The organism is Haloarcula amylolytica (assembly GCF_049705545.1).
Taxonomy (GTDB): domain Archaea; phylum Halobacteriota; class Halobacteria; order Halobacteriales; family Haloarculaceae; genus Haloarcula; species Haloarcula amylolytica_B.
In genome coordinates this window covers 753486-769733 of sequence record NZ_JBNAMU010000001.1, presented here as the reverse complement: position 1 = coordinate 769733, position 16248 = coordinate 753486, and the positions used below count along the sequence as shown (strand labels likewise).

General features: G+C 61.5%; 17 protein-coding genes. 6 read left to right on the top strand and 11 right to left on the bottom strand.

Features of this window, described 5'->3' with window-relative positions; all coding sequences use genetic code 11:
- Positions 1-128: 128 nt before the first annotated feature.
- From ACOZ4H_RS04130 to ACOZ4H_RS04080, 11 genes are all read right to left on the bottom strand, one after another.
- Positions 129-650 carry a chemotaxis protein CheD gene (locus ACOZ4H_RS04130; RefSeq protein WP_424328100.1) on the bottom strand — a complete coding sequence of 174 codons (522 nt, stop codon included), beginning with the start codon at positions 648-650 and terminating at the stop codon, positions 129-131.
- Complete coding sequence (locus tag ACOZ4H_RS04125; RefSeq protein WP_424328099.1) at positions 650-1867, bottom strand: chemotaxis protein CheC; 1218 nt, start codon at positions 1865-1867, stop codon at positions 650-652. Before ACOZ4H_RS04125 ends, ACOZ4H_RS04130 begins: the two co-directional genes overlap by 1 nt.
- Entirely contained in the window at positions 1868-2227 is a 360-nt protein-coding gene (gene cheY, locus ACOZ4H_RS04120) for a chemotaxis protein CheY (protein ID WP_424328098.1), read from the bottom strand.
- An 86-nt stretch (positions 2228-2313) separates the two neighbouring features.
- The gene (locus tag ACOZ4H_RS04115) at positions 2314-4338 is read right to left on the bottom strand and encodes a hypothetical protein (protein WP_424328097.1); all 2025 of its coding nucleotides are present in this window, start codon (positions 4336-4338) and stop codon (positions 2314-2316) included.
- Positions 4335-4817 (bottom strand): hypothetical protein, encoded by a 483-nt coding sequence (locus tag ACOZ4H_RS04110; protein ID WP_424328096.1) that lies wholly within the window; start codon positions 4815-4817, stop codon positions 4335-4337. The genes ACOZ4H_RS04115 and ACOZ4H_RS04110 overlap by 4 nt, the downstream gene beginning before the upstream one ends.
- A gap of 126 nt (positions 4818-4943) precedes the next feature.
- Positions 4944-5513: a DUF7500 family protein gene (locus tag ACOZ4H_RS04105; RefSeq protein ID WP_424328095.1), complete on the bottom strand. Its 570-nt coding sequence runs from the start codon at positions 5511-5513 to the stop codon at positions 4944-4946.
- A gap of 90 nt (positions 5514-5603) precedes the next feature.
- Positions 5604-6209: an archaellin/type IV pilin N-terminal domain-containing protein gene (locus ACOZ4H_RS04100; protein ID WP_424328094.1), complete on the bottom strand. Its 606-nt coding sequence runs from the start codon at positions 6207-6209 to the stop codon at positions 5604-5606.
- Positions 6210-6468: 259 nt separating this feature from the next.
- The gene (locus ACOZ4H_RS04095; protein ID WP_008307830.1) at positions 6469-6744 is read right to left on the bottom strand and encodes a DUF7521 family protein; all 276 of its coding nucleotides are present in this window, start codon (positions 6742-6744) and stop codon (positions 6469-6471) included.
- 83 nt (positions 6745-6827) lie between these two features.
- On the bottom strand, positions 6828-7163 hold the full coding sequence (locus tag ACOZ4H_RS04090; protein WP_004515272.1) for an ArsR/SmtB family transcription factor: 336 nt from the start codon (positions 7161-7163) through the stop codon (positions 6828-6830).
- A gap of 156 nt (positions 7164-7319) precedes the next feature.
- Positions 7320-8045 carry an RAD55 family ATPase gene (locus ACOZ4H_RS04085; protein WP_424328093.1) on the bottom strand — a complete coding sequence of 242 codons (726 nt, stop codon included), beginning with the start codon at positions 8043-8045 and terminating at the stop codon, positions 7320-7322.
- An 88-nt stretch (positions 8046-8133) separates the two neighbouring features.
- Entirely contained in the window at positions 8134-8568 is a 435-nt protein-coding gene (locus tag ACOZ4H_RS04080; protein WP_424328092.1) for a chemotaxis protein CheW, read from the bottom strand.
- A gap of 170 nt (positions 8569-8738) precedes the next feature.
- Between ACOZ4H_RS04080 and cheB the strand changes: the two genes are divergently transcribed.
- From cheB to ACOZ4H_RS04050, 6 genes are all read left to right on the top strand, one after another.
- Complete coding sequence (cheB, locus tag ACOZ4H_RS04075; RefSeq protein ID WP_424328091.1) at positions 8739-9863, top strand: chemotaxis-specific protein-glutamate methyltransferase CheB; 1125 nt, start codon at positions 8739-8741, stop codon at positions 9861-9863.
- 2 nt (positions 9864-9865) lie between these two features.
- On the top strand, positions 9866-11857 hold the full coding sequence (gene cheA, locus ACOZ4H_RS04070) for a chemotaxis protein CheA (protein WP_424328090.1): 1992 nt from the start codon (positions 9866-9868) through the stop codon (positions 11855-11857).
- Entirely contained in the window at positions 11854-12663 is an 810-nt protein-coding gene (locus ACOZ4H_RS04065) for a CheR family methyltransferase (RefSeq protein ID WP_424328089.1), read from the top strand. The genes cheA and ACOZ4H_RS04065 overlap by 4 nt, the downstream gene beginning before the upstream one ends.
- A gap of 5 nt (positions 12664-12668) precedes the next feature.
- Positions 12669-13901, top strand: a complete 1233-nt coding sequence (locus ACOZ4H_RS04060; protein WP_424328088.1) for a HEAT repeat domain-containing protein — start codon at positions 12669-12671, stop codon at positions 13899-13901.
- A 59-nt stretch (positions 13902-13960) separates the two neighbouring features.
- Positions 13961-14824 (top strand): CheF family chemotaxis protein, encoded by an 864-nt coding sequence (locus ACOZ4H_RS04055; RefSeq protein ID WP_424328087.1) that lies wholly within the window; start codon positions 13961-13963, stop codon positions 14822-14824.
- A gap of 82 nt (positions 14825-14906) precedes the next feature.
- On the top strand, positions 14907-16181 hold the full coding sequence (locus tag ACOZ4H_RS04050) for a response regulator (RefSeq protein ID WP_424328086.1): 1275 nt from the start codon (positions 14907-14909) through the stop codon (positions 16179-16181).
- The last annotated feature ends 67 nt before the right edge of the window (positions 16182-16248 follow it).

Below are 16248 nucleotides of genomic sequence, written 5' to 3'. Positions count from 1 at the left end.
GCCTGTTACATTTCAGATTAATTTCGGGCAGTAAGTCGTCGAACAGAGAGGGGCAGTGCGCCCCCGGCAGACGAGCGGCTGTCACCCGTCTGACGCCCGGAGTCACGCGCGAGTACTGCTCGTGGACATCACAGCGTTATCGAATCCGTGTTCGCGCTTTTGACAATGAAGTTGCCGGTGTCCGCTTCGAGCTTGACGGACCGACCGTGGTCACCACCCAGGTCTTCGCCGACAACGGGAACGCCGTGTTCGTCCAGCGTCTCGCGCACCTTCTTGGCGTTACGCGAGCCGATAGAGGAGCCGTTCTCGGAGAAATCGAGCATGTCGCTCCCGCCGGCGATCTTGGCTTCCATCGTCTCCGTCGACGCGCCGGCATCCGCCATGGCCTCGATGAGCGCTTCGACGCCCGTGTCCGCGAACTTCGCACGGTTGCCGCCGTCGATATCAGCCGCCGACGGGAGCATCACGTGGACGAGCCCGGCCACCGTGTTACGGGTATCGTATATCGCGATTCCGATACAGGAGCCCAGTCCGCTCGTAGTCAGCAGCGCCGACTCCGTGGCCACCTTGTACTCCGCGATGCCGACTTTGATACGTTCCGGCGAACTCTGTGCGGGACTCTCCGTTTGGCTACCATCGTATACTTTCATTATTTGAAGATCTGTTCCACGTCCGCGCCCGTCTCGGTCGCTCGCTCGACGTCGAGGTCATTGAGGGCGGCGCGAAGCTCTTTCTCGTTCGGCAGGGCGTGAATCTCAGCCTTGAACTCGATGTCGTCGGTCCGCATCTGGGAGTCGATGATGAACGCGTGCTCCTGGTACTGTCCGACCTGGGCCGCCAGCGGGTCCATAATCGCCTGCCCCATGTCGTGGACGAGCCGCGGCGGCGTGTGTTCGACTGACGTCTGGAGGACGTTCGCCCAGCCGTCGACGAACCCGCTCGTCATGATGTTCCCCAGTTCCTCGATAGCGGCCTTGTGCTGATCAGTTAGCTCGTCGCTGTCCATCTCGATGGGCATCATCGCTTCCGCGACGTTGATGGCCGAAACCTCGTCGAACAGCACCATGAGGTAGCCACTGGGCGTTCCGGTGAACTCGACGACCGTCCCGACGAACGTGTCCGTGCCGATCTGCTTTGGCACGTCCTCGATGGGGGCGAAGCTGATCTGCGTCACCTCCGATTCCGTCGGGATGCCGGTCATCATCTCGACGTTGTCAGCGGCTTTCTGGGTGCCGCTGGTCGTCATCTCGTTGAACGTCTGGAGCTTGTCGATGGGGATGGCGTCGCCGTCCGTATCGACGTGTTCCACCATCATCTCCGTGAGCGATTCGTACTCAGGGAGCATGTAGATGTAGAAGTTCACCGACTCGTCGATCCATTCGATCTCCGATTTGAACACGAACACCTGCTGATGGTCGCCGTTCTCGGGTGCATCGGGGAGCACGTCACCGCCTGATTCCTCGATGTACTCCGGCGGCGAGTGGTCGATGGTCGCTCCGACGTAGTCGGCCCACCCGTCGATGAACCCGCTCATCATGATGTTACCGATCTCCTCGATGCCGCTTCTGGCCATCGCCTCGTCGTCGCTGCTTCCGGGCATCATCTCCTCGGTGATCGTCCCGGCACTATCCACGTCGAAGGCGAGGACCGTATCCCCCTCCAGGACGCCGTCAAAGGAGAACTGGACGCCGACGAAGTCCCGGCCGGCCAGCTCCTCGCCGACGTCCGCTCTGTCGAGCAGCGTGATCTTGGTCACGTCGACGACGGCGTCGATGCCCGTCATCTGGCCCATCGACTGCGTGGCCTGTTCAGCCCCCTCGTGAGCGAGTTGGTTGAACGTGCCCAGCGACTGGATATCGACGTTCATCTATGAAGGGACGACGTCCTCGATAGCCTCCATCACACTGGGTTTCTGGAACGGCTTGGTGATGTACCCGTCAGCCCCTGCTTTCACCGCCTCCTTCATCTTCTCTTCCTGGCCGACACTTGTGCACATGATAACGTTCGCGTCGGGATTAGAGGACTTGATCTCGTCCGTGGCCTCGATACCGTCCCGGATGGGCATCACGATGTCCATCATCACCAGGTCCGGACCTTTCTCTTTGAACACTTCGACAGCTTCGACACCGTTCTCGACCTCCCCGACGATCTCGTGATCTTCTTCGAGAATCTCGCGGAGGAGGTTACGCATAAACTCTGAATCGTCGGCGATCAGTACGTCTGGCATGCCTATCAAGGCTACATATCGCGATGAGTTAGATAAAGGTGTCCCGTAAATTATCGCGTGTGATATCGATGGACTCCGAAACCCCGTTACACCGCCGGGAGATGCGGGGCGAGAGCACGAACGAAATCGAGCGCGAAGGGGCCATACTGGAAGTACACGAGCCCCGAGAGGAGGAGGTACGCTGTCGTCAGTCCCGCCGGGAGTGCCAGGCCAAGCGCGACGACCCCGGACGGAACGCGGTCGGGGACGAGTGTGTGGCCCAGCACAGTCCCGGCACAGACCGCTGCACCACCGAGATTGAGGAGCGCGTGGAACTGCACCGCCTCCCCGAGCGCCAGGTCGAGTCCGGCGACCGCACCGAGTCCGAGGATGACACCGCCGACGGCACTCACAGCGTACCCGCCGGCGAGCCACCGCTTCGCGTCGCTGGCGGTTTCGTGGACCGCCGGAACCCGAACGGCTCCGTACATGATGAGCGGGACCGTCGGCAGCAGATATCGAACGGTGAGCTGTGTGTGCAGTGGGAGTCGGCTCAGATAGATGAGCGTGAAGACGCCCGCAAGGGCCGCGACGAGTATATCGGTCTGTGTTCTGGGCGAGTACTGCGAGGGTCGGACGCTCCATCGCCGTATCCGGTGATTGACTGCCCGAACCAGGACCACAGGAAGCGCCGCTATCGCGCCGAAAAGCGGGACGGACTCAAGCATTGTGAGTTCAATCGCTTCGTAGGAGTTGGGAGCGTAGTTGATGCCTGGGGCGGAGCCGCTCCGGAAGAATATCTGCGACATTCTATCCGGCGTGGTCAGTACGCCGAGACCACTTCGAACTGCATCCGAGACGAATGTCATCGCGGGTGCCGCAGGCCCCATGATCCGTTCGAACAGACCGAGAAGCGGTGTCAGAACCGGCGTTCCGGTATTACCGCCCTCGCTACCAGTCCCCGTGGAACCACTACCACCGGTCCCGCCATCAGAACTCCCGCCAGTACCACCGTCGGTTCCCGTACCCTCAGTGCCGCCAGCGCCGCTGCCGCCGCCTGTTCCGGCATCGCCTCCGGTATCAGGTGTGAACTCGACGTTTGCACCCCCCACAGCGGAGAGCAACCGCGGCGGTTTGACCGGGTTACCAGATATAAGATAGTTCGTCACGAGCATCGGGAGCGAACCGAGGAAGAGCCCGAGGCCGACAACAGCGAGATGCAGAAGGGAGTTTCGTCTGGCGGTGACAAGGTCCACAAGAGCTAGCGTCACCACCAGAAAGAACCCCTCGAAAGCGTGGGTCCAGGTTACCAGTCCGGCGGTCAGATACGCCCCGGCACGAAAGCCCAACCCGATCCGAAACCTGGCGTCGGCATAGGCAACTCGGCTCCGAGCGAACAGGTACACCGTTAACAGGATCAACAGCCCGACCAGGACGTGACGTTTCGGGAGCGAGGCCCAGAACCCGACAGACGAGGCGATACCGACTGCGACACCAGCCGCCAGTGCGACCGAGCGGTCGTGCCAGATACCGACGAGACGGTAGATGACGAGACTCGTCGTCGCCGCCGCGAGCATCGTCGAGATCTGGAACGCAGCAATCGGGAGCCCAGTGTCAGGGAGCGTTGTCGCCGTCAGCGCACCGATCAGAAACAGGATCGCGACGGTCCCACTGCCGACCCCCAGAACCGTTCGCTTGGCAGTATCGGTGTGACGCTGCCCGAGCTCGCCGACCTGAGACACGAAAAGAAGAGCGGTGCCCGACCAGAGGCCAAGGAGTAATAACCGGGGCGTGATGAGTACGGACAGCGCTTGAAGCACCCAGACCAGCGGGACAGCCAGAAGTATCTGGCCGTAGTTTCGTCCGTAGAGGTTCCCACCTGATTCGTGCAGGCCCGGCTGCGACCCGAGTGTCAGTGTGTACGGCGTCTCGGTGATGTGTAACTGCCCGTTCGAGACAGCGACGAGTGCGTTGGCGGTGGTGTACGTGTCGGTGATGAAGATGCCAATGCGCCAGTAGAGTCCGAACGTCACGAGCAGGCCGAGCCAGAGGGCATAGCCGTAGCGATCACCGAAGACGGTCTTTCCGAACCGTCGACAGCGGCCGGTGAGCCACTCGACGTCTCGGGTCATTGCTCCACCCGGACCGTCACGTTTTCAGCAACGATCGTCTCGGCAGTTTCGAAGCTCTGGACCCGAAGCAAGACGGTTCCCCTGTACGCGCCCCGATCCAGTGATGCTGGCGCGACTGCCCTGTCACCGGGTGCGAGCCGGTACGTCCCGTGCTGTCCTTCCGAAATGACCCGCTCGTCTTCGAGAGAGATATCGAGCGCAGGCACCGAGACCTGATACAGCAGCCTCGGACGACCCGTGACGGAGTCGACGGTCACACTGGCATCGGGCACCCGGAGATAGGCAACGTTCGTGCCGAACCGACCGTCCGTGATCCGTATCTCTGACGTAGGCACTTGCACAGAACTGACGGATGCTGTCCCGTCACCGATAGTCGTCGGCTGTGTCCTGACGGCGTCGACGCCGACGATCGGACCCGTCACGACGAGCGTTACCAGAACGAACAGGGCAACGACCGTCGGCGGATGGCGCGGGCCCATGATCTACCCTACACACTGCCGTGCCGGGATTTAAATCCCTCGTCAGTGGTACGAGCGGCTGAACTTTACCGCGGTGACTCCACGACCACTGACGGTCGATGCGGCAATGACGTACAGCAGTCCGTATCAGAACTCGGCACCGTCGGCGTCTTCGACGGCCTGTAGGAGATCAGCGATGGAATCATCGGGCGTCAGTTGCGTCGACCGAACGAGCTGTTTGATGACCGCTGGCGGATAGCGAACTGGAACGTTCGATTCCGACAGTAGAATGCCCAGCACTTCCTCGACCGGCGTCGACCCGTCCATCTGGCGACCGTACCAGAGCATGAAGCTCTCGAAAACGGTGACGATGTCGTTAGAGGCGAGCTGTTGTTGGTCGACGTCGCCATCGAACTTCGCGGTCACGTCGAAGCCGTACCGGGCGTTCGAGTCGGCCATCTGTTCAGCGAGCCACTCGTGGACGTTCGCGTCGGAGAACTCAGGAGTCGACGGCTCCGGGTCGGGTTCTGTGGACGGTTCAGACGCCGAATCCGACGAGACCTGGTTCCCGTAGGAGTCGTTAGTGCGGACGTCCGACGAGACGACATAGCGTCCCTCGTCGATCTCGGTGACGTGCTCGTCGTCGGCGATATCGAGCTCTTCGGGCGAGAGCACCTTGCCCTCTTCCGGATTCGGTTCGTCTGACCGCCGAGCCATACGTACTACTGTGTGAGGCTATCGTATAACTCCGTCGCTGGTCAGGGCGGGTAAGAAAAGATACGCATCGAAGCGAAAATATCCGAGAGCTTAGAGGCTGACTGCGGAGTTACCAGACAGGGTCTCCGGAACGACCAGGCGGACGGTCGTCGTCCCGCCAGACTGGGTGTTCAGGCGAACCGTTGCAGTTGAACCCTCTTCGAGATTGCTGCCGCGGATAGCGGACGTGTCGAACTGGAGCCGAGCACGGTCAGACGGATCGTTCAGCACTTGGCTCTCAGAGATGGAGCCGTCGTCGTCCTGTACCTGCGTGACGCCGAAGTTCTCTGCGTCTGCCGTTCTTTCAGCGCCGTCCTCGACAGTCAGATCGTACGAGCCGGAGGAGTCGACCCACTGAGCTATCGTGCTTCCGATATCGATGTTAGCCGCACCGGGGGCGCGCTTGACCGTTAGGTTCACCGTACCGACACCAGCATCCGTGATGTCTTCACCGACTGCATTGACGAGCTGCAGCCGATTCGTCACTTGGTCACTGCTCTGTTGTCCGGTTTCCTCTGCACTGCTCTGGAGGAAGCCGGCCGTGTTGATGAGGACGCCCGCAGCGATTGCCGCCACCAGCACCATCGCGATGAACACGATCAGGGTGCCGATACCGACCTGCCCGCGGTCGTCGTCGTTCGTTAGTTCCGTTAGCATTGTTGATCCGGGTCTGTCTGACCCTACGCTACTGTTCTTTTCGTTAGTAATAATACCTCCCCCCAAATTATACGACCTGATAATAAGCGTCTGAGGGCTTGAAGACGTATTCTGCCGACAGGACGGGTGAGAATTACTTGAACAACGGTGGCCAGAATACTGTGCCGCTGAGAATCAGATTTGATGAGTTCCAATAGTAGCTATCAACGATAGAAATCAGCACTCAACTGGTGTATAGTGGGTCGGGTCACGGCAGAACTCACTCGTACGTGACGAGACTGTACATCACGAACAGATAACCGAAAGTCGTTAAACCGCTGTTGACCAGCAGCAGCGACCGTACTCCCTCGAAATCGTTGATAAACGCGCTAATCATCGTAGCGGCTGCGCCCGCGATCGCCAAGGAGAACCCGACCGAGAGGTGAAGCATCGCCTGCCGGGATGTCTGGACGTACGCCCGCATGGCCATCCCGACCATTGTCAGTCCGGCCACGACGAACACCAGTGTCGATATGGCGTAGAGAAGTTCTATCATCAGCACTGTACAGGGCTACAGCGAACCCGGTATTAAATCCACGCTCGAAAATATCTTTCGTGATAACGTCGGGAAGAGTTGCTCTACCGCTCGGATAGAGTCCGCCACGCCTCGTCAAGTTTGTTGGTCACTTCCGACCGTTCTTCGATATGAACAGTCAGTTCGTCATCGAAGTCGACCCGGACCTCGTCGACGTTCCGCCGGTACACCTTGATACGCCGGCGGTCGTCAGAGAGGATGTTGTCGTGTAGTTCCAGGAGGTCGTGTTCGGTCAGTTCATCGATCCGTCGGTAACACGTCGCGATGGGGATTCCGAGTTCGTCGCTAAGCTCCTGTGCGGAGACCGGTTCGTCCGTCGCGTCGAGGATTTCGGCACTGTATTTATTGCCAAGCGTCTGAAGAATCTCCCCTGAATCCATCGTTATCAAATCATAAATTCAGTCGATAATAAAGCTATCGCCTGTGATATCGAGTGAAGGAGAGGCAAACACGCATTGCGGGGCGTTCGTACGGAAACAGTGCTCTGTGTGGCTGTATCCGTCGTTCTATGGAGTAATAATGGCTCTCTTGTGTCCCTAAATTGGTGATTCTTCCTCGCTCATCATCGAGAAAGCGCTAGCGTTCTGGTGGACGTCGATACCGCCCTGGTCGATCTCCATCGGGTAGATGTCGGTCTCGATGTTCTGCTTTCGCATCTTGGCGACCCAGACGTACCTGTTCACGCCGGTGTCAGTCGGCGTCTGGATGAGGTAGATGTTGCCGTCAGTCAGATAGTTCTCCAGCCCGATCTCGGTGTCCGGGAAGACGGCCCCCTGTTCGTTGGTCATCAGCGTCGTGAGGCCGCTGTCGCTGAGGATGTCAGTGAACTTCAGGAGATACGTCCGTTTCTCCTTCTCGTTTTCGAAGAACAGCTCGAACATGGCGAGGGAGTCCAGCACGAGCCGGTCGTAGTCGCCGTCCTCGAGTTCTTCAAGCAGAATATCCAGCGAAGAGGTGAAGTCGTTCTCGCGCAGGAGGACTTGCTTGTCGTACACCTTGATATCGCCGTTGTCGACGTGGTCCTGCCAGTTTTCGAAGCCGAGGGATTCGGCGGCCTCCCGGAGGTCCGACTCGTCTTCCTCGAAGGAGAGGTAGATACCCTTCTCGTCGTACTTTTCGACGCCGTTGTAGATGTACTGGAGACAGAGGATCGATTTCCCGGCGCCGGGGTTGCCGCTCACCAGTGTCGTCGAGTTCTTCACAATGCCGCCGTTCAGAATGTCGTCGAGGCCCTCGATCCCCGTTTTGGTTTGCTCAATCATAGTTTCGGAAGGAACTGGAAGTTGATTAGATACTTCTCTGTCGGGAATGTTAAAAAGTCTTGCTGGTATGTCGCTCAACGAACCGGAATCAGTCACCAGCGTGGACGACAGCGGGGTCCACCCAGATAACAAAACTGTCATCTCGCTTGATGACGCCCCGAATTGAGCCGGCGTCGTTCGCGGGGGACTGGTCGACCTGCTCCGGCGTGATCTGAACCACCTGATACACCTCGTCGACGAGCCAGCCGGCTGCGCCCTGTTCCTCGACGATTTCCGGGTCGAAGACGATGATGCGCTTCTCCGCGCCCTCGTCCTCGATACCGAAGACGACCTTGGGATCGACAATCGATGTCGTGCGCCCGCGGAGGTCCATGACGCCGCGAACGTGTGGTGGGGCGTTCGGGACGGACGTGAGTTCGCCGATATCGACGATCTCAGTCACGTAGTCGATACTCACGCAGTACGTCTCCGAGCCGAGCTGGAACTCGAGTACCTGGCCGGTGGTGGCTGACTGGGCTGCCATAGCGGTTCTTATCCAAACTGTCGCGGACAGGGGCGCATAAAGGTGCCTGCTGGACTATCAACTTTGATTACGTGGGCGGAGTATTTATTTCGGGGCCGAACGCGAGTTGGAAGTAGGTATGAGGATGTCTCGTTCGCCGATGTCTCCTGTCGGACGGGAGCGTTGGTGATATGGCAGACGGTGTCCGCGCCGTGGTCGCAGACGACTCTCACTTCATGCGGAGTGTCATCTCTGATATCCTCAGCGATGGCGGTATCGATGTCGTTGCGCAGGCGCGTGATGGCGAGGAGGCGGTGTCGGCTGTTATCGAACACAAACCGGATGTCGTGACAATGGACGTCGAGATGCCGGTAATGAACGGCATCGAGGCGACGGAACGCATCATGGCGGAGTGTCCGACACCGGTGTTGATGCTGTCAGCCCACACCGACGAGAACGCCGATGTGACGTTCGAGGCACTCGACAAGGGGGCGGTCGACTTCTTTACCAAACCCGGTGGCGAGGTGTCGATGGAGATGTCCCGCCTGAAAGACCAGCTGGTCGAAATGGTCAGTTCCGTCGCGGCGGTCGATGTCGGCGCGACCAAAGGCGGCGGGACGGGCAGCGCCAGTGGGGCAAGCAGTAGCGGCGGAACGGCACCGACAACAGCCGGCAGTTCAGCCACTGGCCGGAGGGCGACCGAGAGCTCGTCGAGCCAGACGACCTACGCCACGAACCCGACGCTCGTCATCGGCTCTTCGACCGGCGGCCCGAAGATGGTGGAACAGGTCATGGAGAGTCTCCCCATCGAGGCTGACCTCCGGGTGCTCATCATCCAGCACATGCCGGAGGGGTTCACCGGCCGGTTCGCCGAGCGGATCAACACGCGAAGCGATTACGAGGTCCGGGAGGCCACAGACGGGGCGCGCATCGGCGGCGGCGAGGGACTCGTCGCCGCCGGCGACCGGCACATGGTCGTCAAGAACTACCGGAACGGCCGACTGCGGACGAAGCTGACACAGGACGACCCGGTCAACAGCGTCCGTCCGGCAGTCGACGTAACGATGCGGACGGCCGCGGAGACAATCGACGACCCGCTCGTCGGCCTCATCCTCACCGGGATGGGCGAGGACGGCGCGGACGGGATTCGGCGGATCAAGCAGGCCGGGGGCAAGACCATCGCACAGGACGAGGCTACGTCCGCGGTGTACGGCATGCCAAAACGTGCCGTCGAGACGGGCTGTGTGGACAGCATCTTGCCGATCGACGACATTGCGGACGGCATTATCGACACGATTACCACTGAGGTGACCTGACAATGGACGACCAGTATCTAGACGCATTCATCCGTGAAAGCGAAGAAGCGATTACCGAACTCAACAACTCGCTGCTCGAACTCGAATCCGACCCCTCCGACACGGAGGCGATGGATTCGATCTTTCGGACGGCCCATACACTGAAGGGCAACTTCGGTGCGATGGGCTTCGACAACGCAGCGAACCTCGCGCACGCGATGGAGGACCTGCTCGACGAGATGCGCCAGGGCGAGATGGAGGTCACGCCGGACCTGATGGACCTCGTCTTCGCCGGGGTCGACCAGATAGAAGTCATCGTCGGGGAAATCGAAGAGCACGGCGAATCGGGGACAGAGACCGACGAGATGGTCGAGGAGCTCCGCGCTGTCCTCGAAGAGGGGGCTGCCGCCGCGGGCAGCACCGAAACGGCAGACGACGGTGACTCCTCGGACAGCGACGAGTCGCTCACCACGGAGGCCAGCGTCAGTGATGTCGACGTCGACGGCGACGCTGTCGACGAGCGAGTCCTGCAGGCCGAAATCAGCGTCGGGGAGTCGGATATGCTCGGCGTCGACTCGATGCTGGCCGTCGAATCCATCGAGGGGCGGTTCGATATTCTCGATTCGAGCCCGAGCCGTGCCGACATCGAGGACGGCGAGTTCGAGGACACGTTCGTCCTGTATCTCGACGGCCCCGACGCGGCGACCGTCGACGCCGAACTGGGGACGACCGGCAAGGTCGACAGCTTCGACGTGACCGACGTGACCGACGAACTGGTGAGCGGAGCAGACACCGGTGCCGATGCTGTCGACGATCCCGACACAGGTTCGGATTCAGGTTCGGACCCCGACCCGGACGCCGAAGAGGAACACAGCGTCGACGAGATCAAGTCCGTCCGGGTGGACGTGGACCAGCTCGACGACCTCCACGGGCTCGTCGAGCAACTGGTCACGAGCCGAATCAAGCTCCGTCGGGGCGTCGAGAAGGACGACCTCGACTCCACCGGCGAGACGCTGAACGAACTGGACAAGATCACGGCGAACCTCCAGAACACGGTGATGGATATGCGGCTCATCCCGCTGAAGAAGGTCGTCGGGAAGTTCCCGCGGCTCGTCCGGGACCTCGCGCGCGAACTCGACAAGGACATCCAGTTCGAGATCGAGGGCGAGGACATCGAGCTCGACCGTACCATCCTGACGGAGATATCGGACCCCCTGATGCACATCCTGCGGAACGCCGTCGACCACGGCATCGAGTCGCCCGAAGAGCGCGAGCAGGCGGGCAAGCCACGCACCGGTCACATCACGCTCCGGGCCTCCCGCGAACGCGACCACGTCATCATCGAGGTCGAAGACGACGGGGCCGGGCTCGACGTGGAAGGAATCAGGGAGAAGGCCATCGAGAAAGGCGTCCGCTCGCCCGAGGAACTGGATGCGATGGACGACTCCGCGATCTACGACCTCGTGTTCCACCCCGGCTTCTCGACGGCCGACGAAGTGACCGACACCAGCGGGCGCGGCGTCGGCATGGACGTCGTCCACGACACGGTCTCCCAGCTCGACGGGTCGGTCAACGTCGACTCGGAACCTGGCGAGGGGACCACCGTCTCGCTTCGTCTGCCGGTGACGATGGCTATCGTCAAGGTGCTGTTCGTCAAAGTCGGCGGCGAGGAGTACGGCGTGCCGATCAAGAACGTCGACGAGATTACCGGGACGGAGGAGGCGAAACAGGTCAACGGCCAGGAGGTCATCAAGCACAACGACGAGATCTACCCGGTCATCCACCTCGACGACACCTTCGACATCGAGGGCGAGACGGCCAACGGCGACGGGATGCTCGTCCGTATCCGCGAGTCCGAGCGCCAGGTTGCGCTCCACTGCGACTCGGTCAACAGTCAGGAAGAGGTCGTCGTCAAGCCCCTGGAGGGCATCCTCTCGGGAACGCCCGGCCTCTCGGGCACGGCTGTCCTCGGCGACGGGAACATCGTCCATATCCTCGACGTGGTGACTCTATGAACAAAGGCAGCGAACGTACCTTCGAGGACCTCGTGGAATTCATCGGCGAGGAGATGGACTTCGAATCGGGCTTTTACAACGACTCGTATCTCGACCGCCGCATCACCGCGCGGATGCGCCGAACCGACACCGAGGACTACCAGTCCTACCAGCGACTGCTGGAACGCGACGACGGCGAACGCGAGGAACTGCTCGATTCGCTGTCGATCAACGTCACCGGTTTCTTCCGGAACCCGGACGCGTGGGAGCGGCTGCGGCCGGTCCTCCGCGAACTCACGGAAAACAACCGTCGTGTCAGGCTCTGGTCGGCCCCGAGTGCCGACGGCCGGGAACCGTATTCGGCGGCGATGCTGGCGCTCGACGACCCCGAGATCAACGCCCGTCGGATCGAGATTACGGCGACGGACATCAACGCCGACATCCTCGAAGAGGCCCGTGACGGGACTTACGCGACCTCTCAGACGACCGATATCGCCGAGGAACTGGAACCGCTGGACGATTACACCGAATACATCCAGCAGGACGGCGACACGTTCCAGGTTCGGGACCGGGTCAAGGAGATGGTCACGTTCGAGCAACACGACCTCATCCGGGGCGACCCCAAGCGCGATTTTGACCTCGTGTTCTGCCGGAACCTCCTCATCTACATCGATTCGGAGTTCAAGGTCCCCATCTTCGAGACGATTCGCGGATCGCTCCGCGAGGGCGGCTACCTCATGATCGGCATGACCGAGACGCTGCCCGCGGAGTGTCGGGACTCGTTCGAGGCGGTCGACAAACGCCACCGCATCTACCGGCGAGTGTAGCGACAATGAGCCTCTACGAACTGGAACGGGACGGCAAGGCACAGGAACTCATCCGCCTCCTCAGAGAGAGCGACAACGAACGGGTCAAGACCCGCGCCGCGGAGCTACTGGGGAACTTCGACGATCACGACGACCGGCGCGACGTGGTCAATGCGCTCGTGGACGCGGCCCAGAGCGACAGCGACGCGATCACCGGCGCGGCTATCGACTCGCTCGACGAACTCGGCGACGACGCGATCACGCAACTCATCGGGAGCATGGCCGGCGTCGACCTCGAAGACGACGCCGCAGACTGGGTGAAAGCCAAGGCGTACATGCAGGTGCTTGACGCCGATGTGCCCGAACTCAGGATGGCGGCCGCGAACGGCCTCGGGAACTTAGACCAGGCCGACGCGGTCCCGAAGCTCGCAGAGCGCTTCGAGGACCCAGACCCGCGGGTACGGGCGCGGGCGGCCCGGTCGGCCGGGAAGATCGGCGACTCGCGGGCGACGACGCCGCTTGAGTCGGTCCTGTCGGACCCGAAAGCCGCCGTCAGGCGTGAAGCGGCGGACGCGCTGGGGAACATCGGGAACCGGCAGGCGCTCCAGGCGCTGCTCCCGCTGTACGAGGACGACGACGAGCGGGTCCGCCGTATCGCCGTCGGCGCGTTCGGGAACTTCGGCAACGACCGGCCAGTGGACTATCTCATCGAGGCGCTCTCGGACGATTCGGCCGCAGTCCGGCGGACGGCGGTCTACTCGCTGATCGAACTCCTGTCGAACGTCCCGACCGACCAGAGCCACGAGATCCGCGACACCGTCGTGGAGAAACTCTCGAACACGGACGACCGGAGCGTCGTCGTGCCGCTGGTGGAGATTCTCGAAGAGAGCACACAGGCCGCCCAGCGGCGTAACACCGCCTGGATGCTCGGCCGGGTCACCAGCCAGGAGGAGCGGGACCGCGTCATCGAATCGCTGGTCGACGCGCTCAGCGACGACGACCAGATGCTCCGGCAGTTCGCCGCCACCAGTCTCGCCGAACTCGGCGACGACGACAACATGGTGGAGCGGCGGCTACTCAAAATCGCGCAGGACGACGGCGTCGACCCCGACGTTCGGGGGCAGGCCATCTTCACGCTCGGAAAGGTCGGGGGCGAACGCTCCCGGAAGACGCTGGACAAACTCATCGACGAGACCGAACACGACGTGGTCAGGAAGAAGGCCTTCTCGGCCATCTCGAAGCTCGGTGGCCGCGGATGAGTCAGCCGAGTGCATTAAGACGCGGCGGGGCGTACACGAGAGCGATAGCTGGCTAACCGATGAGCGACGGAGAACACGCACTGGTCGATACGAAGGGGAAGTTCGTCCAGGTCGTCTCGGACGGGCGCAAGCGAAACGACATCGAGTGGCTACCCGGTCGGGTTCTCCTCTCGAACAAGCGTCTCGTCCTCGCAACCAACGACGGTAAACGGACCATCCCGCTGTCGAAGGTCAGCAGCGTCACGGCCAGCCAGATGAACCAGCCCCTCGCACAGGTGGACAGCTACATCAAGATTCAGGCCGGCCGGGACGTGACGCTCATCTCGGCGAAGAAGGCCGAGGAGTTCCAGGAGAAGCTATACAGCACGCTACTGGACCAGACCGTCGTCCTCGTCAACCATCCCGCAGTCAAGGGTGGCGTCGTCCAGGACGGCGGCTGGGAGAAGGGGCGGCTCAAACTCGATGGCGACTGCATCAATCTGGCCATCGCCAGCGGCACGTTCGTCGAACTGGATATCGACGACGTAGGAACGGTCGAGAGCAAGGAGAAGACGATTCGCGGGGACGAGCGACCGCTGTTGGAGGTCGAACACACTATCGAAGGGACCAGCGTCGAGACCCACATCTCGGGGACGCCCCGTCACGTCTCGCTCATCGAGGGGCTCGTCCGGCAGGGCGAGCAGCGCAACATCGCCGACGACGTGGACCTCTCCGACAAGGAGACGCAGGTGTTGATGGCACTGTACTCCGGTATCTCACCGTTCAAGATTCCGGACTTCGTCGATATGGACATCGACGAGGTCGAAGACGTGTACGACAGGCTGATGGAGGCCGACATCCTCGAACCGGTCCGGACACGCCGGGAAGTCCAACTGGAGGCCCGTGGCCGCTCGATCGCGAGCGACGCGATGGCTGACCAGTAACAGGCCCCGAGACCCTGATTTAGCGTGGTTGGCCGAACAGTGTACCACAAGAACGACATACCCCATCCTGTTAGGGGGTGGCATGGAAGGGGCCGACAGCTCCCGGATCTCGGTGTTACACGTTGACGATGAACCGGGACTCGCTGAGACAACCGCCGAATTCCTCCAGCACGAGGACGACAGACTCACCGTCGAGACGGCGACCAGTGCCAGCGAGGGGCTCGACCGACTCGCCGAAGCTGCGTTCGACTGCGTTGTCTCCGACTACGACATGCCGGAGATGAACGGCATCGAACTCCTCAAAGCTGTCCGGGCGACGTATCCAGATATCCCGTTCGTTCTGTTCACTGGGAAAGGGAGCGAAGAGATAGCTAGTGAAGCGGTTTCAGCGGGTGTGAGCGATTACCTCCAGAAGCGGGGCGGGACAGAGCGATACACGCTGCTTGCGAACCGGATCGAGAACCTCGTCGCGCAGCACCGCGCGGAGGAGGGACTCCAGACCCGGGTACGACAGCAAGCGGCCGTGGCAGACCTTGGCCAATACGCGCTGAGGGGGTGTGATCTCGGCTCGTTGTTCGAGCGGGCAGTCGAATCAGTTTCCGAGGGCCTCGATACGGAGTACAGCAAGGTGCTGGAGTATCGGCCAGCGAACGGCGACCTGCTGTTGCGAGCCGGCACTGGCTGGCAGCCGGGGCTGGTCTGCGAGGCAGCCGTCGGGGCTGGCGAAGAGTCACAGGCGGGGTATACACTCCAAACGGAGGAACCAGTCGTCGTCGAGGACCTCCGTACAGAATCGCGGTTCAGCGGACCGCCACTGTTGCTGGACCACGGTGTCGTGAGCGGTATCAGCGTCATCATCGGGACGCCTGCGGAGCCGTGGGGCGTGCTCGGGACGCATACGAGTGAGCGGCGGAGCTTCACCGAAGACGACATCACGTTCATCAGAGGCGTCGCGAACACGCTCACAGACGCCATCGAACGGGAGCAGCTCGAACGAAACCTCCGGCAGGCGGAGCAGCGGTACAAGACCCTGCTGGAGAACTTCCCCGACGGCGGCGTCTTCCTGTTCGACGAGGACTTCCGATATCTCGTCGCTCGCGGGGAGGGGCTGAGCGTGCTCGGCCTCGCGCCGGGGGACGTGGAGGGGAAAACTCTCGATGAGGTGTTTCCGCCGGAGGCCGTCGAGGTACAGAAGCCCAGATACCGTGCCGCACTGGATGGAAAAAAACGGATCTGGATACAGGAGTACGAAGGCAGACGGTATCGGGTGTACGCGCTGCCGGTCCGGGCCGACGGCGATGAGCGGCGTGGCATGATCGTCTCCGAGGACGTTACCGACCTACCCTCGAGCGTGTGACCGTCGGTACGACTCCGGCGAGCGGGACGGTTCGACGCGTTTTTGAAGCGCGGTTGATTGAGAACAG